Below are 25,086 nucleotides of genomic sequence, written 5' to 3' on the forward strand. Positions count from 1 at the left end.
ACACAAATAGGATTTTAATAATTATGTTGTTCTTTTTTTAAGTATGACATAAAAAAAGAAGATTATTTACAGCTATTTAACAATTACCTAAAAAGGTTTTTTAGTATTAATTGCTTTAATTTTTAATAAACAGGCCTTAAATCGCACTTCATAATTGTAAAATTGTTCTCATTATTAAACAAAAAAAGACGGTAGAAACCGTCTTAAAAATAATTGTAAGTGGATAATCTATTTACTATGCGTAGGCAGATGTCCGTATTTTTCTTTGTAACATTTTGTAAAGTACGAAGGAGAACTAAAACCTACTTTAATACTAATTTCGGTTATATTGTCGTTGCCCAATTCTATTAATTCTTTGGCTTTTTCTAAACGAACATTGCGTATAAATTCATTTACGGATATGCCTGTTAATGTTTTAATTTTTCGATACAACTGGCTTCTGCTTAAAAATACTTTCGATGCCAAAACCTCAACACTTAACTCATATTCGCTCATATTATCATTAATATAATGCAATATATTTTTTATGAATTCATTATCTAAAGTCGTCGTTTTTTCTTTTGCCTTAGGAGTAACTCCGTTATAGAATTTATTAAACATAATTTGCCTGCTCTTGAGCAACTGAACCAGACTCGATCTTAAAATATCCATATCAAAAGGTTTACTCAAATACATATCGGCGCCAGAATCGATACCTTCTAATTTGTCTTTGACTAATGCTTTTGCAGACAGCATCATCAACGGAATGTGACTTGTTTTTAAATCTCCCTTAATAGCCGCACAAAGTTCTAAACCACTCATAACGGGCATAATTACATCTGTCAAAATCAAATCAGGCAGTTTCTGCAAAGCTAGTTCTAAACCAATTTGCCCATTCTCTGCAGTTAGAACTTTGTATTCTTTTTTAAGTTCATTTTTTAGATAATTCCTTAATTCCACATTATCCTCGACAATCAAAATCGTATACGTTCGATCTTGTTTTTCCTGATTCTCTTGCAATAAAACAGGTGTTTTCTCTACAGTAGGTGTGAAACTTATTTTTTTCTCCTTTTTAAATTCTTCCTGCAAGATTTCATTTTCATTAAAGAATTCTTTTCCAATAGGAAATAACAGCCTAAAAGTGGTACCCATTCCTAATTTACTTTTTACTTCGATAATTCCTTTGTGCAATTCTACAAAGCCGCGAACTACTTCTAACCCTATTCCTGTGCTTCCGTAATACGCTTTATTTAAATTATTTACCTGATAAAAACGATCAAAAATTCGTTTGATATCTTTTTTATCTAATCCCGCTCCGGTATCTTCTATAACAATTTCAAAAGAAGGATTACTATTGGTTGAACTTATCAAAGGAAAATGAACTAACTGCTCGTTGACTACTATTTTTATCCTGATTTTTCCGTTATCCGGAGTAACCTTAAAAGCATTTGAAATCACGTTAAAGATAATTTTCTCGAACATTTTAGGATCTACCCAATCTTTTAATACTGTTTTCTCTGACTCAAACTCCAACTGAATGCCGCGGCTGGAAGCTTCTTCATCAAAATAACTCACAATCTCTTTTGTAAAAGCAACGATATCCATTAACTGCACCTTCAAAGACATTTTATTAAACTGAAGCTGATTAAAATCCATCAACTCATTGATTAATCTTGAAAGTCGGTCAGAGCTTTTTTGAATCGTTTGCAGTTTATTCAATATACCGCCTGGCAATTCCGGACTATTATTCTTTATTATATCTGCTAATGGATTTAAAATTAAAGTAAGCGGCGTTCTAAACTCGTGCGAAATATTGGTAAAGAACTGTAATTTTTTATCATTTAATTTTTCAATCTGAAGTGCTTTTTTCTGTTCAAATTCTATTAATTGTTGCTGTTTGAACCTGTTTTGATAATATTGATTACCAAAATAAATTGCTGCCAATACTAAAAGCGAATAAAAGAGATAAGCAAAATATGTTTTCCACCAGGGCGGTAAAATTTCAATTTTTAATTCTAATGGAGTCTGGCTCCAAACCCCATTTTTTTCGGCGGCTTTCACCTTAAAAACATATTTACCCGGAGCTAAGTTCGTGTAAGTTGCAGAGCGTTTACTGCCCACGTAATTCCAGGAATCTTCAAATCCTTCTAAATAATAAGCGAACTCATTTCTGGCAGGAAAAGAATAATTTATACCTATAAACTCGATTGTAAATACAGACTGGTCGTGCTTGAGGATTATTTTTTTTGTTTCTGATATTACTTTGATTAATGGGGAGTTTTTTTCAAGCGGTTTTACTGATTTATTAAAAAGTTTCAGATCGGTAAAGTAAATAGGAAGTTGTTTTTTACTTTTAACTAAATTTCCCGGATCAAAGTAATTTACCCCCTCATAACCACCAAAATATAAAATTCCGTTTTCATCTTTTAATGCAGAATTGTTGTTAAAATCATTTCCCAGCAATCCGTCATAAGTAGAATAATTTACTGTTGTTTTATTTTTTAAATCCAGTCTGCTGATTCCTTTTTTTCCGCTTAGCCAAATACGCCCGTCATTCGATTCTATAATGGAAGATATTGATTTTTCGCGAAGTCCATTAAAATTTATATACCATTTTAGGGCATCCGTTTTTTTATTGTAGCTAAATAATCCTGCACCGTCAGTACCAATCCATATTTCTTTGTTTTTGGCCTGATACAAAGTATTAATAGTGTGTATGCTTTTATGATTTTTGAGTTTCTCTGACATTTTATCGCGCAGGGAGGTTACTGAAAAAGAAACAAAATCCTTCGTGCTCACTTTGTATAAACCCGTTGTTGAACCTACCCAAACGGCATCATCAGAATCTACCATTACTTTTCTGATGTCTAAATTCACCATTCCATTGGCATAAAATGGTTTCGTATTACAATGATGAAAACGACCGTCAGACGGAGTATAATAGTGTAATCCTTTTGCAAAAGTTCCAATCCAAATTACGCCTCTTGAATCTTCGGTAATACTCATAATATTATCTGAAGCTAAGTCAGGAGTGTTTTTTGTATTGTAATTAATAAAGTTCCTGCTTCCTTTTTTCAAAAAAAAGATTCCCTCATTCCAGCTCGCCAGCCATACATTTTGTTTTTTATCTATAAAGACCTTAGTAATGTTATTGTTTGTTAACCCAGAATAAAAATGAGTATCTGATTTGGTAATATGCTTAAAAATTTTGGTTTCCGGATTGTAAACATCGACTCCTCCGCCCTCCATAGAAATCCACAACTGACCTTCATGATCCTTGGCAATCCCGGTAACACAATTGGTTTGCAATGACTGCGGATTTCCGGCCAGACTTTCAATTCCTTTTACCTTATTGTTTATTCTGTCAAAAACACCTAAACCTTTATTATAATATCCCAGCCAGATTCTTTTTTCTTTGTCTGCAAATAATGACCAGACTGAATTAGAGCCTAAACTGCGCGTATTGAATTTACTGTTTTCGTATTTTTTTTGAACAACACCCTGATCGTTTACAATGATTAATCCATCATTTTCTGTTGCACAAAGAATAGTTTCGTCATCTGCAGCCAGGATCGACATGATTCTTTTTTGGGTAATAGGATATGAAAAGGCCTGTTTTTCTTTAGAATATAAATTGGCTTTTACGAGTCCTTTATATCCATTTCCAATCCATAAATTTTGTTTACTGTCAAAAAACATGGATATAATGGTTCCTGAAAGTAATTGATTGTCCTTGGCAATTCTTATTTTTTTTACCTCATTTTTTATTGGGTCAACTACTTTTAAACCGGAATTAGTTCCTAAATAAATAGTTCCTTTTTTATCCTTTACTAAACAATGAATCAAATAATTTACTGCATTTGGAGTATCTAATTTAAGGCTTGTAATTTTCCGCGATTTAACGTCCAGTTTTAGCAAACCGTTATTAAATGTTCCTAAAAAGATATTACCATGATTGTCTTCAATTATACTTCTTACAGAAATTACAGTTTCTTTTTGACTTGGTTTTCGAAGATCGATATTCTCAAAAGTATCTAGATTACGATTATAAAGACACAATCCTTCATCAGTTCCAGCCCACAAACGGTTCTGCTTATCTACATAAACAGTGTAAATTAAATTACTGTTGATCGAATTACTGCGTTTTGAATCCTGCTCGTAGCCAACATAATTTATTCCATCATATTTATACAAACCTGCACCATTTGTTCCCATCCACATCACGCCAAACTGATCTTGTGCAATGGTATAAATACCGCTTTTTGAAGTCTCATTATCTACTATTCGAAATTGATAGTTTTCGAATGGATTTTGAGAATATAAGCTGTTTATTGTAAAAAATAAGATGATAATGACTTTAAAATATTTTTTTGGGGACATTATAAAATGATTATAAAATTAAATTCAATGTATGTTGTGTAATAAAAACCAATTAGCTGTTTTTCAATGAATACCATCTTGGGGTTGTTATTTTTAAGTTTAAAAACGTAGCAAATCAAAAAACTAAACTATTCTAACTTTATCATGTTCACTATTAGATTATAACTTTTTTAAATTGCCCCGAAGTACTCCTCCATTAGAGACAATCATTTAATTTACTGCACAACCATTTTGATCATTTTTAAATCTTTGGCATCAGAACTAGTGCCATAATACAACTCATATTCGCCATTGGTTACATTCATTGCTCTGGTTTTGGTATCATAGAATTCAAATGAAGAAGCAGGTAAATCGATCGTTACATTTTGCTTTTCTCCGGCTTTTAACTCAATTCGTTTAAAAGCTTTCAATGTTTTTAAAGGACCGTCTGTATCGTTTAATTTTCGAACATAAACCTGAACAATCTCTGTTCCGTTGCGCTTACTGCTATTTTTTATTGAAAAATTAAGCTGTGTATCTTCATTAAATTTTATCTTGCTCTTACTGACATTACCTTTCTCAATTTCGAATTTAGAATAACTCAAACCAAAACCAAACGGAAACAAAACATCTGTGGTATAACGATACGTGCGCCCTTTTAGGGAATAATCTTCAAAATCTCCTAATTTGTCTGAATTTTTATAAAATGAAATGGGCAGTTTTCCCGAAGGATTATAATCGCCAAAAAGAACATCTGCGACCGCCTGCCCTCCTGATTCTCCCGGATACCATGCTTGTAAAATGGCATCACAGCTTTCTGTTTCAGGGTTTAACGCAATTGCAGATCCTGAACAGTTTACAAAAATTACTTTTTTGCCGGCAGCTTTAAGTTCTTTCAGACATTTTCTCTGCACGGCAGGAAGTTCAATATTGGTTCGGTCACCGCCTTTAAAACCAGGATAAGAAACCGGCATTTCTTCTCCTTCTAATAAAGTCGAAAGTCCGCCGGCAAAAATTACCGTATCGATACCTTTTAATTTTTGAATCAGACCTTTGAAATCTATATCGAATTCTTTTCCAAAATCGAATTCAAGATTTGCCTGCCAATTGTTGGACTGGGCAAAAAGAATTTCGATTTTATATTTTTTACCTGCCACAACCGTAAACGGAATATTGGCCGGAACAGTACGCCAGTTCGTATATTTTGCTACAGATTTACCATCGACCAATAACTCAAAAGATCCTGTAGCGCCGGTTTTAAAAATGAGAACATCATTTTCTTTGGCTAAAAATTCGGTTTCATATTTTGCCGAAAATCCTTCCAGTTTAACTCCGGAAGCAAATTCATGCTGACCAGCCGTTGTCATTTTTATAGGATTTAAAATCTGCTGCGATGCCACACTGTTTCCTTCTCTGTCCGGATTATTCCAATAAGTGGCTTTCATTCCTTTTTTTCCTTCAAATGAAATTTGATCAAAATAAGTCTGTGTTACTTTATCTTCTACCAAATCACACGATTTATCATACAGGATTTTATCTTCAGCAAGTTTAGATTCTATTCCTTTCTTAATTGTAATGGTTTTATTTGGCGTACCATTATAATTTCCCCACAACATTGGTTCATTATCTGCATTTGGACCAATAATGGCAACTTTATTTATGTTTTTATTTAAAGGAAGAATATTGTTTTTATTTTGTAAAAGTGTCATTGACTTTTGAGCCATTTCAAGCGCTAACTGCTGATGTTCTTTGCTATTAAGCACAGATGCCGGAATCTTCGTCCAGGGCACAATCGAGTCATCATCCATTTCGCCTAAATCAAAACGACCGGTTAAAACACGAAGCAGACTCTTATTGATTTCTTCTTCTTTTATTAAATCTTTGGCAACGGCTTCGGGTAATTTTTTAAATGGATATTTATCCCAGACACATTCAACATCAGTTCCTGCCAGTACAGCTTTTGATGCTGCATGCACTTCATCTGACGAAACTTTATGTGTGGTATAGAAATCTGTAACGGCTCCACAATCTGAAACTACCATATATTGAAATCCCCAGTCATCACGAAGAATACGCTGTAATAACTTGGTATTGCTGCAGCAAGGTTCATCGTCTAAACGCTGATAGGCACACATTACTTGTCGAACATCCGCTTCCTGCACCAAAGCTTTAAATGCCGGAAGATAGGTTTCGTACAATTCACGAGGGTTTACATTGTTCAGGTTCAATTCATGCCTGCTCCATTCCGGGCCGGAATGCACGGCAAAATGTTTCGCACAGGCCAAAAGTTTTCGGTATTTAGCATCTGCAGGTCCCTGAAGTCCTTTAACAACAGAAACTCCCATTCTTGAAGTCAGGTAAGGATCTTCTCCATAAGTTTCCTGCCCTCGTCCCCAACGCGGATCCCTAAAAATATTTACATTGGGCGTCCAGACCGAAAGACTCAAAAAACGTTTATTTTCATTTCCGTTTTGTATCCATTGGTTGTATTTTGCACGCGCTTCATCTGAAACGGCATCAAATACTTTAAAAACCAAATGATCGTCAAATGAAGCGGCCATACCTATCGGTTCAGGAAAAACAGTTACATTATCATTATTGGCGTAACCATGCAAAGCTTCACTCCACCAATTGAATTTCTTGATTCCCAATCTGGGTATCGCATCACTTTGATCGCACATTAATGCTGCCTTTTCTTCCAGAGTCAATCGGGAAATTAAGTCTTCTGCACGTTTCTTAGAACTCAACAAAGGATCTTTATAAGGATATGACTGCGCGTTTAAATTGAAAAAGCATAATAAACTTAAAATATAGAAATAATTACTCTTCATGTTTTTTTACTTTTGAATTACAGTTTTTGCTGTTCGTTTCATATTAAATTTTATTCTCAAGACGGAAATAATCAAAATCGACATAACCGCCTAAATCTTTCTCTGCATAATTAAAAAGACCAAATCTATAGCCCATAAAATGAGGAAGTGTATAAGGCAGCTTAATTGCGTTTCCTATACCAATCCATTTTTTTCCATCGAGACTATAGTAAAACTGGCCTAAATCGGTTTTGTCTTTAAAATTGCATGTTGCTTTAAAATAAATTTTATTTCCTGAGAAAGGAAGGCTTTGAATTTCTCTTGAAGTACCGTCTACAGTTTCAATCATTACAATTCTTTTTGATCCGTTTTCAGCTTTTATACCTGCCAGGCCAAAATCTTTTTGAAATAAGGTAAGTCCGGCAAAATCACCTTCTTTCATTTTAGAAACTTCTAACACAGTTGTTGCAGAACATTCCGGTCCAAAAGTTCTTTGTGTAAGTGTATTTTTAGCCTGAGTTAAAGTGTTTGTTATAGATGCTGTTTTTAATCTCAGGTATCCTTTTCTTTCTTTTACCGACCATAATGAATTATCAGGATTATGATTCCATTGCCAGACTAACGGCAAATCCTGATATCCTTTTTTACGGTTAAAATCATCGGAATCAACTAGTCCCGGAATTAATCCTTTACTTTCGGGCAAATCTAAATACTGAGGTACTTTATTATTTTCGCCTAAAACCGGCCAACCGTCTACCCATTTCACCGGAACCAAATAAGGAATACGTCCTACGCCTCCGTAATCTCTAAACAAGTATGAAAACCATTTGCCGTCAGGAGTATCAATTAAGCCTCCTTGTGCAACACCTAAATCCTGAAAACCAATTCTTCCTTCCCAGGGACCAGTAATTTTATCGGCTCTATGAATGACCACAGTACGCATTCCGTCTTTTGGCCAGACAATATTAAAGAGATAATATTTGCCTTCTATTTTAAACAATTGCGAACCTTCTGACTGCAGCATAATGTTGCTTCCGGCAGGCGAACTGGCATTTTCGATTAAAACTTTTTTTGTTTCTGATTTTATATTAGTTAAGTCTGATGCTAACTCTGCAATCTCTATTTTCCCTGCTCCCCAAACGATGTGAATTTTGCCATCATCATCAAAAAAAATAGAATGATCATGGTAGGAAGTATTCAAAACGGTTCTTTTCCAATTGCCTTTTTCTATATCTTTTGTAGAAAAAATATACGTTTTGCCTGTTGTTCCGGAAAAAGTACTTACATAATAAGTCCCATTTTGATACCGCAGACTACTCGCCCATGAACCTCTGCCGTAATCGTTCTTGTTATTTTCTAAATTTAATTGATCATTGTCATCTTCTAATGTCTGGTACGCATAATTTATTATTTTCCAATTGACTAAGTCTTTCGATTTCATTATAGGAACACCCGGATTCATGTGCATTGTAGTACTGCTCATATAATACTCATTGCCTACTCTAATAATGGACAAATCAGGAACATCTGCAAAAATTACAGGATTCTGTGCCTTTTTATCCTGAGCATCAGATTTACTAAAGATTATAAAAACAGCTAAAAGAATATATATTTTTTTCATGGTTTTTAATTAATGATAACCCGTTGGTCTTTATTAAAATCTTCTAAAAAAAAAACAGATTTTACCTGAATAATAATGGAGCAAATTCAGATAAATCATGTCTCCAAACCGGCCAGGTGTGTCCGCCCGGATATTCACTGTATTTATATTTAATTCCCATCTGATCGAATTTCTTCAACATTATTTTACAGTTTTCATACGCGATGTCTTCTTTACCTCCCATTGAAATCCATAATTGTTTAATATTCGAATTAATTACTGCCGAATTATTTTTCATAAACTCATATTGAGGGTCTGATAAAGCCGGATTATTTGCCCACCATCCTGAACTGAATACACCAATACTGGAAAACAGATCCCAATTTTTAATTCCGGTATAAAGTGTCTGCAATCCTCCCATCGACAAACCTGCTAATGCTCTGTTTTTAGCGTCTTTTGCTACTTTAAAATTACTTTCTACAAAGGGTATCGCTTCTGTTTTTAATTCACTTTCAAAAGCTTTAAGCGCATTTTCATTAAAGCCTGCGTTTCCTGTCATATTGCCGTCAAGCATTACAATTACCATTGGTTTTGCTTTATTATTGGCTATTAAATTGTCCAGAATTAAATTTGCTTTTCCCTGAGATGCCCATCCTGTCTGGTCTTCGCCACCTCCGTGCAATAAATATAAAACCGGATATTTTTCGTTGGTATTTTCATAACCGGGCGGTGTATACACGTACATTTCGCGCCAGGAGTTGGTTACTTTTGAGAAATATTGCTGAATCCTTACTTCTCCGTGCGGCACTGTTTTCAGGGCATAAAAATCTCCCTCTTTATTGGGAATTTCAATCCCACTGGCCATACGTCCCATACCATAAAATGATTGACTTGAAGGATCTGCTATGGCTACACCATCAATTAGTAAAGAGTAATAATTAAATCCTGAATTTATGACATCGGTTGTAACGGTCCAAAATCCTTCTGAATCCCTGACCATGTCGTATTTTTTACCTAAATCAATTTGCAATTTTGAAGCTTGCGGGGCTTTAATTTTAAAAACCACCTTGTTGTCCGGTAATATCTGGGGATACTTCGCATTACGGATATTGGTTTGAGCCGGATCACCTAAAATCGTATAGGCCGGAAAATTGGATTGATCGACAGCTTTAAATAAAAATTGAGAAAACATATACAATCCGTTTTTCCAAACTTTAAAATCGTGAACTCCGGGCTCTAAATAATAGACATGCGGTACATTATTTTTATACAAATAATCGTGGGTACGTTTGCTATTGATAAGCAGCCAGTCATTATCTCCACAGGAAATCCAAAGCAGTTTGAGTTTCTTTTTTGCCACTTCGGGATTGGGTAGTAATTCTTCTGGGGCTTTAGTATTTGGCGCTGCCGAAAATGCTCCAACCCAAGCAAACTTATCTAAATTCCCTAATCCAAAATTCAGAGACTGTCCGCCTCCCATCGATAAACCTGCAATGGCACGGTGTTCCCTGCCTTTTAGAACGGGATATTTTTTTTCAATAAAAGGAATTAAATCCTTTAGCAAATCCTGTTCAAAAACACTAAAAGCCTGTACTTTATCGGGAGCCATTATATTTCCCGAAGCGCTATCGTCTTTCATCGCCCTGCCATTTGGCATAACAACGATCATCGGTTCTGTTTTTCCCTCGGCATACAAATTATCTAATATAATCTGCGGATTTCCTCCGTTGAGCCATTCTTTTTCATCGCCGCCTATTCCGTGTAAAAGATATAATACAGGATATTTTTTCTTTGTATTGAATCCCGGCGGTGTATAAACTGTGACTTTTCTAACAGAACCTACAGTTTTAGATTCATAACTCAGCGTTTCAATTTTTCCTGCCTTAACATTTGGATTAAATACATCAAATCCAATGGGAGCCTGAACTATAAAAGATTCCTCACCGTTAGTTATTGCATAACCTGATAAAGACAGCATTTTCTCTGCATAACGTTTTCCTAATTCTCTGTAACCTGCTGCATTAAAGTGCAGCTCATCCGTTGCGGCAGTACATCCGCTGGAGGAAATAATATACGAATTGGGTATTACTTGAGGCAGTTTGGCAATAATTTTATTCATACTGGCGCATTTACCGTTTTGATCTTCGTTTACGGTTTCTCCAGAAAGCAATGGCACTTTTTTAGGATCCAGGTTTAAATCTTTTATTAAATTATCATAAACTAATTTTACTTTTTGAGGCCAGAGTGTGTCGCCTGTATTAGATTCTCCCTGATGAAGTAAAATCCCTTTTATGACTCCTTTTTTTTGGGCAATTTTTGCCATTTCTAACAATCTGCCATAGGGATTTCCATCGTATTCTTTTACTGTATTTTTTAACCAGTCCGGAGATTCTGCTACATAATTCTCCAATTTATTTTTATCGAAAAGTTCTATTTTGCATCCACCCACAGACACATTGATTACGCCTACTTTTATATTCTGCGGAAGATTCGCTATCATGGTTCTGCCAAAGTAATCCATTGGCGTAAGCCCGGTTGTACATCTGCATAATGGTGGGACAGCGGTATACCATTTTCCCATTTCTCGTCCCATTTCCGGACAATTGACTGCCGCTAAAACCTGAAAACGCGGATCTACATTTATTTTATCCTGAGGTTCTATAGTTGCATTACCTTCCATATTAGATTGTCCAAAACTCAAATAAACATGAAAATTTGGATCTTGTGAATATCCTTTTTGTGCTAGTAAAAAAAGAACTGCAAATACTGAAAACTTAATGATTGATTTCATTTTATATCAAGGGTGTTTATTGTCTAAAATCTTTTTTTGAGTACGTGAAATTTTTAATTTAACTCTATTCAGAACTATCTTCTTATTCTGTCAGGACATCAAAGTTTCTCTGTTAAAACGCTTATATTTATTTAAAGGAAAAAGTCAATCATTAGAATTGATTTTAGCTTAACTATAAGTGTATTCTTAACAAATATAAATAAAAAGAAATCAAACACAATCGGTTGTGTTGTTTTTATGTGATAATTATTTAAAAAAATAACTTTAAAAAAACTGTTTAATCAATTTTATCATTAAATAATTAGCTTTTTAACAATAAAACATACGGCGGCAGCAGCGTAAATTATCAGTATTTGAAGCGTTTTTTTTGAGAAACTAAAAAAAAATCAGCACAAAAAAAGTCCTGATTAAAATCAGGACTTTTTTGCGGATAAAATTTTAGAACTACAAATACTTTGTCATTTGGATTTGAATTACGAACGCTGCGCCAAAAACTTGACTTTACCGGTTTTCATATCATATACGGCACCGCAAATTATTATTTCTCCTTTTTCTTCCATTTCTTTCAAAATCGGGCTTTTCTCTCTTATTTGTTTTATGTCCTACAGGATATCACTATCAAAAATAAAATGATTACTATCTTTTGTCTTATTACCAACAATATTAAGAGTTTGATTCTGGTTACTAAAGTTTATATTTTGCCTGTAAATTTATAATAATTTAGAAAATAAAATTGATCTCGCAAAAGCGCTAAGGCGCAAAGTTTCCACACAATATTGTCATTTCTGGTAAACCTTTGCGATATTGCCCCTGGGAACGTTTGATAAATTGTGTCTTATACTATTGGATGTTTTTTCAATTCAATCAAACGTTCCTACGGAACGTAAAAAAATGTCACATTTATTGGGCTACCAATGAGATGTTCCGATGGAACAAAAGCATATAAATTGAATAGAGGAACAGCTTTAGGACTACCTGCTAAATGATTTTTTAATAAATACACCAAACGGGTTCTAAACAACTTTCATTTTTGAGGCTAAATTCACTCTATTTTAACATAAAAATAGTTTATGGTTTATATAAAAATTTTAGGTGCTTTAAAGCCTTAATCTCTCTATTGGTAATAACTATTTTTCATTAAAATCAACGATCTTTTTGGTACCATTAGTAAATTGAATTGTAACGGTTTCATTTGTCTGTTCAAGGTTTTTTATTGGCATTAGTTCATTTTTCTGCCACTTTTCTCCGGACTTTTTCCACAACATTAGTGTAGCATAAACATTCGATTTTTTATTGTTAGGATTAAAATTATCCGCAACATCAATTACCTTACTCGTTTCACTTTCCGGATGTAAACCTTTGGCTGTTACTACCTCCGTTGTTTCCCAACCCAAAAGCGGAATCATAGCCAATTGGTATTTTCCGTTATCAATAATGGTTACAATTTTACCTTGTACTTTTTTTGTTGTCGTTGTAATTTCTTTTCCCAATTGTGGCAGCGCATAGTGTCCTAATCGTATAGAAACGGCTTCAGAACTGTTATTTTTGTCTACTCTTAAAATACCATTTGGCAAAGGAATATCGGCCAGATTCATTTTTATAAGTGCATTGGTTTCTAAAACGGCATCGCGATAATAAATACCATTTTCAAATTTTTTAAAATTAAATAAACGTAGCGGTTCCCACTCTTGTTTACCATTTTTAAAGACATAATTCATCGCAACTTCGCCATTGGCACCATCAGCCTGCCAGAGAAAAGCACTGTTATAGGCCAATCGATTGTAGTTTTCTGTAGATCGAAATCCCTGCCAGTCGTCTTTCTTCTTTTCATGGCACCAGGCTCTTATTTCTGAAGCTCCAATAGCAGGATAATCTGTAATTAAAATTTTAGGTCCGTTTTGAAAATTATTGTAAACCTCGTCTTTTTTGAATTTAGTTTCCCAGTCTCCTTCGTTTTCTTTTGCTGTCCAGAACGGATTATCGTCCGGCAATAAAAGTCCCATAAAGGCTTTTCCCATCCAATAGACACTTCCCCTGCAGCTATACACCTGCACGGCAGGCTCAAATGCTCCGTAAAAACCAAGAGTGGGTACGTTGTCTTTCATGAATTCAGGGTTTTCTAAAAACTGTTTTAAAACTCCTGATGAAATTCTGCGCAACCAGCCATTATTAACAGCAGGATCATTTTCGAGCCCCATAAAAGGAAAAGCGGCAATGGTAGCAATGCGATAACTAATACTGCGCCCAAACATGATCATCTCGCCGTTTCGGCTAAACATTAAAGGATAATTGGAATTAAGATCTCTAAAATTGCTTTTAAACTTCGCGGCATATTCCGGATAATATTTGTTTCCAAAATATTCAGACCATAATGCTCCATACAGCTGAAATCCCCACATACTGTAATAATCGTAGGCCGGACTATCGTTGTACCAGCCATCGCCGCGATAATCGTTTAAACATTTTTGCAAATATTCTTCCAGCAATTTCTCATTTACAGCGTAGCCTTGTTCTTTGAAAAAACTCAATACAAAAATGTTGAAAAATTTCCAGTTTGAGGACACTGTAGGACCATCGCCATAACTCAACATCGATTTTGCCAATGCATCTTTTTGTTCCTGAGGCAATGGTTGCCAGAGCACTTCAGGATTGGTAAGCAGCGACATAGCGATCGCTCCATATTCGACCAAATTCTGACTTGGCCCTCCGTTTTTGGCTCTTGGCGTGATATAAGAAGGACTTTTAGGATCGATTAATTTACTAAACTGATATCTGTAATAATCGGCAACTTTGATATTATTGATGACTAAATTCGGGTTTTCTTTCAGCAAGGGAGAAGCGATAAATAACGTTCTGCTCAAACCTTCCAATTTCTCGGTTGGCACTCTGCTTTCGTCCTGAGGATAACTTTTCCCGGGTTGTTTGGGGAACTTCATCGGGTCATCCAGATTATGAATGTAACTAAAAGCACCTTCTAACAAATAAAGTCCGGCATCTTTCCAGTGCTGTTTTGTCATTCCGGTATAAGGACTTAGTTTATAATCCGGATTCGCGATTTTAAAAACGTTATTGGTGTTTTCTTTTTGCTGCGAAAATAAAGACAGGCTAAACATTGTGGCGAACAACCACATTTTCAAATTATTCATTTTTTAACTATTTTGTAATTCTTTATATTGAACTTTATTTTTTCTTTACTGCTTGTATTTTGATTATCTTCTTTTGTAATCCCGCAGAAGTAACTTCAAGATTAATAACTCCGGATTCATCACTGCTTTTAATAATTACCAACGCACGCCCATGCCAGGCTTTGCGTGTATTTGCAACATATAAATCACTATCTTTTAGATTGGCATTATCAACTCCTGCAATTGTTCCGGCACCCGTTACATTAAAAATAAGTTCGTTCTCGGTATTTGGATTTAAAACACCTTTTTCATCAGTAATTTCAACACTTACATATACTAAATCCTGACTATCAGCTTTAATCGTTTTCCGATCAGCTTCTAATTTTATTTTTGCTGGCTGACTGGCCGTTTTCAGTATAACCGGTTCAACTTCTTTACCGTTTTCTAAACCAAAAGCTTTTAGTTCACCACTTTCATACGGAATTATATACGTTGCTTTAAATTCCTGTTGTTTCGTAGTTTCTTTATCCCCCATTTTTTTACCGTTCAGATACAATCGTACTTTTGGGTATTTCGAATATACTTCTACTTCAACATTTTTTCCTTCCTGACCTGGCCACGTCCAGCTTTCCCATGTTGGCCAAACTGCCCAGGACGTAAGTTTAATTGGTCCAGTTTCAGGATTTGGTTCACGAACTGCCATATAGATTTTCTCATTGGCATTGTATAACATACTGCGATAATGAGAAATAGGTTTTCTCCATCCCAATAAATCAACATCGCCACAATAGGCACCATGCCATGGATATAAATTCGATTCCCAATGCTCACCCAAAGGTTCGCCGGGATATATATAACGGCCTATGCCTGATTCGCCTAAATAATCCATTGCTGTCCAGACAAAATCGCCCAAAATATAATTGTGTTTTTGAACTAAATTCCAATTAGCAAAAGCATCTTTTGGATAGGATTCGGTTTGCAGGATAATACGCGAAGGCACCCTTTTATGATCTGATTCTGCGCGATGCAGCTGATAATTATATCCTGCCACATCATGAGCCGCCATCAAAGGATCAAAAATTTCCCAACCCTGATCCCAAGTGGTCATTGCTGATGTTACAGGACGGGTAGCATCTATACTGCGAATAGCATTTGCCAGCATCTTTGCTGTTTCGACCGCTTCAGGTTTGGTTCGTTCTATGACTTCATTACCAATACTCCACATAATTATAGACGGATGATTGCGATCTTTTAATACCATAGATTCTACATCATGTTTCCACCATTTATCAAAAATACTGGCATAGTCATAAGTGTTTTTTTGCTCTCTCCATCCATCAAAAGCTTCATCTATAACGAGCATGCCCAATCGGTCACAAGCATCTAGAAAAGCTTCAGAAGGGGGATTATGTGACGTTCTGAGCGCATTAAATCCAGCCGCTTTTAGTAATTCTACTTTTCTTTCTTCTGCACGATCATAAGCTGCAGCTCCCAAAGCTCCGTTGTCATGATGTACACAACCACCATTTAAAATTATTTTTTTGCCATTCAATAAAAAACCATTTTCGGCGCTAAAATCAATTGTTCTAATTCCAAAATCAGTTGTTTTTACTTCAATATTCTTTCCTTCTTTGTTAATTATTGATTTTGCCTGATATAAATTTGGTTGTTCAACAGACCATAATTTAGGATTTTTGACGTTTACAACCTGGATTATTTCTTTTTCTTCATTAGGTTGAAGTTCGATTTTACTTGCCGAATTTCCAATTTCTTTTCCTTTTGCATCTGCAATAACTGTCGAAAGTAAAACGCTTTGTACAATTGTACTTTCATTCTTTACCACAGTTTTGGCCTGAACTTTAGCCATGTTATTTTTTACTTCCAAAGTTGTAATCGCAACACCCCAATTTTTAACATGAACAAGATTTTTTATCAGTAGCCAAACATTACGATAAATACCTGAACCACTATACCATCTACAATTTTTTTGCTGAGAATTATCTACTTTTACCGCTATTGTATTTTTTTGTCCAAATTTTAAATAAGGAGTAAGATCATACTCAAAAGAAGTATATCCATAAGGTTGAAGACCTACTGATTTTCCGTTGATAAATACCTCAGCATTCATGTAAACTCCTTCAAAATAAATCGAAATTCTCTCACCTTTCCATTCAGAAGGAACAGAAAATGTTTTTCGATACCAGCCTATTCCCATTGGATAAAAACCACCATCACCACCACTTACATTTGTTTTTTCTGACTTTCCTTCGATACTCCAATCGTGGGGTAAATTTAATTTTCTCCAACTATTATCGTCAAAATCTACTGAACTATTATTTGAAGAATCTCCTAAAGAAAATTTCCAATCAGCATTGAAACGCTGTTTTTGTTCCATATTTTTATGCTGAGCTATGCTTTGTGTGACACAACCAAGCAGCAATAAATTAATAAAAAATAAAGTTTTTCTAAAATGTTTTATCCCGGTCATTAGTATCGAACTGTTTTTAGTTATTATAAATCTATTCACACCTATTTATTTTTTTTCTAATAAAAAGAAACTATAGATAAGTGTAAAAATAACAATTATAATATAATGTTATTGCTCTAAATAGTGAAATAGTGCAAAGTTGCTTGGATTATCTTATGGCAAATAAGGTTTTACTATAACTAACTTATCCCCAGACAAATCAACCTCAAATAACTTAGGAATTCTTACTGTTTTATCGCCCACTTTTCGATGGCTATGAACTGACATTAACCATTTGCCTTCAAAGGTTTTAAACAACATACCATGACCAAAATTTGGTGGTGTTATGGGATCTTTTTCCTGAATCCACGGACCATCTAAAGTACCGCTTTGAGAATAGGCTACACCTTGGGTATAAACGTCATAAATCCAGCTCGTCCAAATCATTCCTAAACGTCCGGATCCTGTGTTAAATAAATAAGGCCCATCGGTAACTTTATTTGGTTTGTCATTTCCATTAGTATCTTTCTCTCTGCTCCAGGGAGAATCGCTCGCTTTAAAAAGTAATTTTCCTTCTCCAATAGATCCGCTTAAATCCGGTTTTAGTTCTATTTTTTCCATAGTTCCGTTACCGTTTTGCAACCATTCATAACAATAAATCATATACGGTTTTCCGTTTTTATCTACCCAAAATGTTCCGTCAAGTGTTGGTTTATTAGCAGGCAAATAGATATCATCTTTCATTGGTACATAAGGTCCCTGAGCATTGTTACTCACCAAAACATGACTCGCACGACGCTCGATAGGAATACCGGCAACCGTATCTATTATTTTGCCCTGATTGGTAAAAGTGGCGAAGTAGTAATATTTATTTTTATACAAATGGAGTTCTGCTGCCCAAATCATAGGCTTTGCTCCCATCCAGGAATTTGGGTTTGTTTGGGCGACATCATAAGGGCCATTCCATGATTTTAAATCTTTGCTCTTCCAAAGCAAACCACCTGTACCGGTCATATAATACATATTGGTTTTCTTGTCTGCTAAAATAGCAGGATCACTTAATCGAATGGAGTCTAAAGGAACAGCTTCTTTTACTGGTCTTTTTTTCTGGGCATGCGCCATTGAAAAATATAAAAAACACATACACATAGAAAAAACAAGAAGTGATTTCTGTTTGAAATAATTTTGCTTTGCTTTCATTTTCATAACTTTAAAAATATTGTGCCTGTTTACAAGACCTATTTTATTACTTTAGAAATACTTATAACCTGTTGTGTATAAGTTTTTTTAACACATAGAAACATAGAAATTATTGCACTCAAAAAAGGCGTTTCACTTTCATCAATGCATCCCGATAGCTATCCTACCGTCTGGATATAATATTATTAAGTCAATTTTAAACACGAATTTCACAAATTTGCACAAATTTCAATGGTCAGCTTAGTTTGTGAAATTAATTTCACAAACTAATTAGTGGTAATTAGTGAAATTCGTGTTTATTTTTGATTTACTTTTTCCCAAAATCATGCAATATATGTTTCTATGTGTTTAATTAAATTTTATTCATTATACCCAACTGGTTACTTATTACTATATTATTTATTGATTTTCTGTAAAAGCAGTTAGGTTCCATTTATCAAACCATTTCAAAACTGGCTTACCATTACTAAAAGATATCGGCAGCCAAACATAACTTCCTTCAATCGCATTTTCAGGTTTCCAGCGGTCGGCCATAAAAATAAACTCATCCTTTTTGCCCTCAACAGGAAGAATATAAGTGCTTTGCGAATGAAAGGTCAGTGATGCATCTTTACCCACACACGGATTCCCTAAAGGTTCCCACGGTCCCCAAATAGATTTAGCCGAAAAAGAACGCGCCTCATTTGGATCCCAACCCGTACAGCCGGAAGTAATCATATAATAAATGCCATCTTTTTTAAAAATAGCTGGCGCTTCATTATGTCCCGCCGGCGCCATTCTTGTCCATTTTTCTGTAAAATCCAAATAGTCATCTGTAAGTTCTGAAATATGAAGGGTCAGGTTTTCTTCCGAAGAATGAATAAGATACGCCTTCTCATCATCATCAACATAAACCGTCATGTCTCTTGCCATTTGTCCTTTATTAAAATCCTTTCGAACCAACATTCCGTTTTTAATTGCTGTTAGCCATTCAGGGCTCCAGGATTTTAATCCCGCTTCATTATTTGCAGCCGTTTTAAATTCGTCCTTAAAATCTATTGGCCAAACTCCTTTATTTGGACGATATGATTTTTTAAATTTAAAAGGCCCTTTTGGAGAATCACTTATCGCTACAGCGGCTTTGGCAGCATTATACCCCTGCCCTTTCAACTCTAAATGAAACCACATAACGTATTGGCCTGTTTTTTTATTAAAAATAACTTTTGGACGTTCCATCACACATCCTTTTGTAATTTCAGAATTACCATCCTGCTCTACTTTTAGCACAATACCTTCGTTATGCCAATTGTACAAATCTTTTGAGGTATAACAGCTTATTCCTTCCAATGATACATTTCCTGCACGGCCCGAAGTCTTGTATTCTCCGTACCAGTAATATGTTCCGTCAACAAAAAGAATACCGCCTCCGTGGGCATTAATATGTACTCCATCTGTATCTTTCCACTGTTTTCCCGGAACAAATGAATTGTTTTGCGAAAAAACAAAAGAACATACAAAACTTATAATTATCGAAAATTTTAATCTTAATCTCATTTTATTTCTTTTTTTGATAAACCCTTATATAATCTATAATGTATTTTGACGGAAGATCTGCACTGGTAAATTCCCCTCCGTTTATTCCTCCTACAGCCAGATTTACTAACAGATAATGAGGCTGCTGAAACGGAATTATAGTTTGATCCGGCGTATTTATAGTTTTATCAATATTAATCTCATTTAATAACTGATCATCTACATATAATTTAATCGATTGTGCATCCCAATCCATTTTCCAGACATGAAATTGGTTTGCCCAGGAATTATCTTTAAAATCTGTGAGTTTAACTGCTTCAGCGTCCCAGGCTGTATTGGCGTCCTTTGATTTCCATGCGGCATTGGCTAATATTTTTCCTGTATAATATTCCATGATATCAATTTCGCCATTGGCAGGCCAGTTGCCTTTTATACCCAAACTCCAGAAAGCCGGCCACATTCCTTTTCCGGTTGGGATTTTTGCACGCATTTCAAATCTCCCGTATTGCCACGAATGTTTTCCGCGCGTAATCAAACAGGAAGAGGTAACTTTTATCGAATCTCTGTTTTTGGCAAAATCCTTATGGTTTTTAGCAACAAAATTGGGATTGGGTCTGTTTTCATTTCTGGCTTCAATAATCAAAAAACCATCTTTGCAAAAGGCGTTTTCTTTTTGATACCACTGGTTTTCCTGATTTCTCACAAAACCTGTTTCATAATTCCAATTCTTTTCATCCGGAGGACCATTTTTATTAAATTCATCTGCCCAAACCAACTTATAATCTTCATGTTTTGAAGATTTCGATCTGTGGATGACGAAACCAAAAATCAGCATCAGGACAATACCCAACGCCAAAAACTTACCAATAAATCTCATTTTTACTCAGTTTATTTTTATCTAAAATTAATCCTGAACTCAGTCCAAATATTTTAAATAAGGGATCCCGAAAGATCCCTCATCACTACTAAATTAAAAAAACCAATACTTATTATTTTATCTGCAATTCTTATTTTTTAATGATTCTGATTGCTGCATCGGGATGCGATTGAATCTTAACCAGATAAATTCCGCGAGGCTGATTTTCTATATTCAGATGCACTTTACCATTTTCGATTACATAATTCGATCTCGAAATTAATTTTGAATCTGAACTATAAATTGCAATTGCAACGGTAGCTTCATTGGTTGGTAAAAAAACATCGAACTGACCATTTGTAGGATTTGGAAACGCGCTAACAGCACCTGTCAAATCTCCTTCTGAGGCATTTAAAGTCAAAGCATTTTTAACCACAAACGTACTTAGCGTTGCTTGTGTTTTAACCTGCAAAGCCGATGAATACAGACTTTCGCCCCCCGCATTTTCTGACGCTATTTTGTAGAAGTAATCTTTGTTTGCTTCTAAATTTGTATCACTGAAAATAGTGTCTTTTACATACGCTCCTATACTTTCGTAAGTACCGTTTACTGTTGTTGCTCTTTTTATTTTATAAGATGCTGCATCTGCAACTACCGCCCATTTTAAGTTGATGGCTGATGTGGATATTGCTTCTCCCTGAAAATTGGTTGGAATAGCCGGAATAGCAGGCTGATCATAAACCAAAATAGCTGAATAAGCTGACTCGACATTGTCTTTGCCTACTACTTTAATTCTGTATTCTGCGTGAGTACGAACCTGATCTATTTTTTCAAGAACATTGTAATTTGTTGATTCATAGAAAACTGAAAATGCGCTTTCGCCTGTTAGCTTTCTTTCTAAAATATATTTGCTGACCAATTCCTGATTAGTTCCGGTCCATTTTACGGTAATATTTTTATAATCTGATGTCAGCGTATAACTCAGCGTTTCTACTTTCGTTTTCCATAACGGAATGTATTCTTTACCTGAATTATAGGCTTTCGCCGATGCATTTTTGGCATAATATTCCCCTGCAGGCGTTAGTACGGTATAACTTGTAGCGGTGCTGGAAATAACCGGCGCTGTTTGAAGCCATACATAATTTTGCCAGTTTGGATTTCTGGTTTTAAAAGCATCATCTATAGTTACGTACATTGCTCTGGAATCCTGTACCCAGTTGTATATCGAATAACGCTCGATATAATCAGTCGTTTCAAGCACATTTAATACTGCTGCCAAATCATTTTTATGCTTAATAGCATTTGCATCTGTAAGTAAAACAGGCCCGTCAGGAAAATTGTTACCTGTCCAGTTTGCACCTACATTCCATTCTGTAATCCAGATTGGTCTGTGGTATTTATCATAAATGTTCTGCAAATCGCTTTTCCATTGTGCGGCAGTTTTGTACCAGTAACAATGAAGTGCGACATAGTCAATTCGATAATTATTAGCTTCTGCCTGTGTCATAAAATTAGCCATCCACGGATTAAACGGATCTGATGTTGCAGGAGATCCTACTCTTAATCCTGATTTTAAAAGAGCCGGCCAGGAACTTATTGCAGCTTCAACTGTCATATTTGCCTGATCAGGACGATCTGGTTCATTAAATCCTAATAAATGAGTATAACCATCTTTCGTATAGGCAGGTGTAAATGAAGGCCACCATTGGGTTTGACGAATTGGAACATATTCTACATTTGGCGTAGTATCCATTCCAGTGTTCCAATTGTAATACCAGGTAATATTTGTGGTATTTATAGCTTCTGTACTTCCGCCAGCAAGTCCTTTTTTATTGACCTGATGCCATTGCATTGTTCGAACAAACGAAATTGTACTTTTTAAATTAATGGGTAAAACCGGAACTTCAAGATCTTCATTTTCTGCGATATAAACCCTGCTGTAACCAGATCCGTCTGCACTTGTCGCAAAAGTTGCCATGTATCCTTTTTTTAATTTGAATGATTTAATGGCATTATCAAAAGATCCTAAATTATCAAATGGTGTTACAGTACTATATTGTTGGGATGATCCGGCAAAATTCTCCTCGGTAAAAACCTGCAATGGCTGATAATCTGCAACATAAGCAGAGACAACTGTACCCGACCCATAATTTGTAACATTTGCATTTGTACCATTACCCGCCAAAACTCCGTTTATCGAAACATATTGTAACTGCGAACTGATCACTTCACTAGGCTTAACATTTTCAAAATACAAACGAGCATCGATCGAATTCAAATTTACTGTTGAATTGATTAAAGGATTGTATCCGTTTTTTATATACAAAGATGCCGATCCGTTTAAAATTACTTTTGATTTTGTGTAAGCCGCAACAGTTGCGTTGCCTGTAATGTCTTTTGTTAGCAGTGAAGGGCTAATAATTTTCTCCGGTGCGTATGCCAAATTCTCAAAAGTGACTGATGTAATGGCCATATCAACAGCTCCAGTTGCATAATTTTTACCAATAACAATATTAGCTGTCTGCTGTTCCTGAACTTTGAGATCTCCTATTCCAAAAAGCGCTTTGGCTCCGGTGATATTGATGTAATACGTTCCGGCACTTTGAGATTGAAATAACAAATCGCCTTTTCGTAATGCATTAGCAGCGCCTGTTACAAAATTTTTAGACGCTACAACTGTTCCTCCGCCATTAGAAGCTGTAGAAACAGATACACTTATTGCAGCACCGGGGCTTAAATTAGAAATGTACTCATAGATCCATGAAAACTGATATCCTTTTGAAGCTTCCAGGGAAACCGGAAAAGAATATACCGAATTTTGAAGTGCGGTAGTATCCCATCTCATATAGAGTAATCTTCCTGAAAAATTAGTCGCATCAGATTCAAAAGTATGACCGGAAGTTACATCCATAAATCGTGTTCCGCTGGTGCTGTTGGCTGTATTAAAAATGGTTGGAGCCGTAACATTTGTCCACGCGTAAGCAGCAGGAGTTCCGGCATTGTCATTAAAATAACCGTCCCATGTATTGATTATGTTTGAAGATTTCAATTTCAAATCGGCGATAGCCATTAATCCGTAATCCCCCGTAATGGTCAGGTAATAATTGCCATCAAAATTGGAAACAAAAGATAAATCGCCTTTTCGTAATTTATTGGCGTTGCCTGTTGTAAATGTTTTAGAAGCAATAACACCAGATCCGTCAGCGCCTGAAGATATTGCCACATTTAGTTTGGCACCCGGAGCAGCATTTGAAATGTATTCGTAAATCCATGAAAATTCATATCGTAAACCCTGTTCTAATTTTACAGGAAAGCTATACGTTGCCGCAGAATAACTGGCATTGTCCCAACGAATGTACATTATTCTTCCGCTAAAAACTGAATTATCAGATTCAAATGTATGTCCGGAAGTTACATCCAGATATCGTACACCGGAGGTCGAATTTGCAGTATTCCACGGAAGTGCCGTAGAAGTACTTGCCCAGCCATAATCGTTCGGTTTCCCCGAATTATTTCCTGTTACTCCAGCCCATCTTCCTAATAAATTATCGGCACCATACGCTATTGTTGTACCTGAATTATCATTTAAAAAATCGAGTGTTTTAGACGTTAAATAATGTCCGTCCTGATAAATATTTGCAACACCGCCTTTTATAGCATATCGGTACGTTTGTTCCTGAGCATTATCTACAGAGGTACTTAAATTATCCGGTGATGATAAGATTGTGGTAGTATTAAAAGTTGTTTTATCTAAAGAAGTTCTAAATCCAAGTCCTATTGCATTTTTTACCTCAACATCTAAACCTCTGCCTACAGCGGCATTAATTTTAGCTTTAACTTCTAAGGTAAATTCTGTTTGATTGGATAATGGAAATGATAAAACATCTGAACTTACTGCGTTTGTAAAAGTTTTAGAACCGTTTAATGTAGTCGCTAAGTTTGCTTTTACAGGCAAATTAGGAGCTTGTGCATGTATCTTGAATACAAAGACCGATAACCAGAATAATAAAATTGTGTATAATTTTTTCATATGAAATATTTGTTTTAAAAATTATTTTAAATTTTTTGTTTCATGCTTTCATTGGTAACCGACAAAATTATTTGCTAAGAAATTGTGCTTCTTCTTAGTTGTATTTTAAAGAAGTATTACACTATTTCTTCTGCTATTATTAACAGGTATTATTTTTAATGTATTATGGAGTTTAAAAAGTATAAGTGGTTAGTTACAAAGTGATAGGATCACAATATATTTTGAACTGATTTTTATAAGCAATAAAAACGATACTACAAGTATTATCCCCTCTAACCACTTAGGGGATAATACTGTAGTAATCAACACTTATTAAAAACCACTATTAAAAGGCGTGAAAATTTTAAAGAATAGATC

10 protein-coding genes are annotated in these 25,086 nt (G+C 35.1%); all 10 read right to left on the minus strand.

Annotation, left to right across the window (positions count from 1 at the left end):
* Positions 1-228 precede the first annotated feature (228 nt).
* Complete coding sequence (locus LNP81_RS22535; RefSeq protein ID WP_230039528.1) at positions 229-4,359, minus strand: hybrid sensor histidine kinase/response regulator transcription factor; 4,131 nt, start codon at positions 4,357-4,359, stop codon at positions 229-231.
* 215 nt (positions 4,360-4,574) lie between these two features.
* On the minus strand, positions 4,575-7,169 hold the full coding sequence (gene xyl3A, locus LNP81_RS22540) for a xylan 1,4-beta-xylosidase (RefSeq protein ID WP_230039529.1): 2,595 nt from the start codon (positions 7,167-7,169) through the stop codon (positions 4,575-4,577).
* Between the two features lie 43 nt (positions 7,170-7,212).
* Positions 7,213-8,769 (minus strand): glycoside hydrolase family 43 protein, encoded by a 1,557-nt coding sequence (locus LNP81_RS22545; protein ID WP_230039530.1) that lies wholly within the window; start codon positions 8,767-8,769, stop codon positions 7,213-7,215.
* Positions 8,770-8,830: 61 nt separating this feature from the next.
* On the minus strand, positions 8,831-11,539 hold the full coding sequence (locus LNP81_RS22550) for an alpha/beta hydrolase-fold protein (RefSeq protein WP_230039531.1): 2,709 nt from the start codon (positions 11,537-11,539) through the stop codon (positions 8,831-8,833).
* 1,127 nt (positions 11,540-12,666) lie between these two features.
* Positions 12,667-14,685: a DUF2264 domain-containing protein gene (locus tag LNP81_RS22555; protein WP_230039532.1), complete on the minus strand. Its 2,019-nt coding sequence runs from the start codon at positions 14,683-14,685 to the stop codon at positions 12,667-12,669.
* A gap of 34 nt (positions 14,686-14,719) precedes the next feature.
* On the minus strand, positions 14,720-17,059 hold the full coding sequence (locus LNP81_RS22560; protein WP_230039533.1) for a glycoside hydrolase family 2 TIM barrel-domain containing protein: 2,340 nt from the start codon (positions 17,057-17,059) through the stop codon (positions 14,720-14,722).
* A gap of 246 nt (positions 17,060-17,305) precedes the next feature.
* Positions 17,306-18,331: a glycoside hydrolase family 43 protein gene (locus LNP81_RS22565; RefSeq protein ID WP_230039534.1), complete on the minus strand. Its 1,026-nt coding sequence runs from the start codon at positions 18,329-18,331 to the stop codon at positions 17,306-17,308.
* A 399-nt stretch (positions 18,332-18,730) separates the two neighbouring features.
* Complete coding sequence (locus LNP81_RS22570; protein ID WP_230039535.1) at positions 18,731-19,864, minus strand: glycoside hydrolase family 43 protein; 1,134 nt, start codon at positions 19,862-19,864, stop codon at positions 18,731-18,733.
* 1 nt (position 19,865) lies between these two features.
* On the minus strand, positions 19,866-20,720 hold the full coding sequence (locus LNP81_RS22575; protein WP_230039536.1) for a glycoside hydrolase family 16 protein: 855 nt from the start codon (positions 20,718-20,720) through the stop codon (positions 19,866-19,868).
* A 130-nt stretch (positions 20,721-20,850) separates the two neighbouring features.
* Positions 20,851-24,729: a glycosyl hydrolase gene (locus LNP81_RS22580; protein WP_230039537.1), complete on the minus strand. Its 3,879-nt coding sequence runs from the start codon at positions 24,727-24,729 to the stop codon at positions 20,851-20,853.
* Positions 24,730-25,086 lie beyond the last annotated feature (357 nt).

The sequence above is a fragment of the Flavobacterium piscisymbiosum genome, from assembly GCF_020905295.1.
Lineage (GTDB): Bacteria > Bacteroidota > Bacteroidia > Flavobacteriales > Flavobacteriaceae > Flavobacterium > Flavobacterium piscisymbiosum.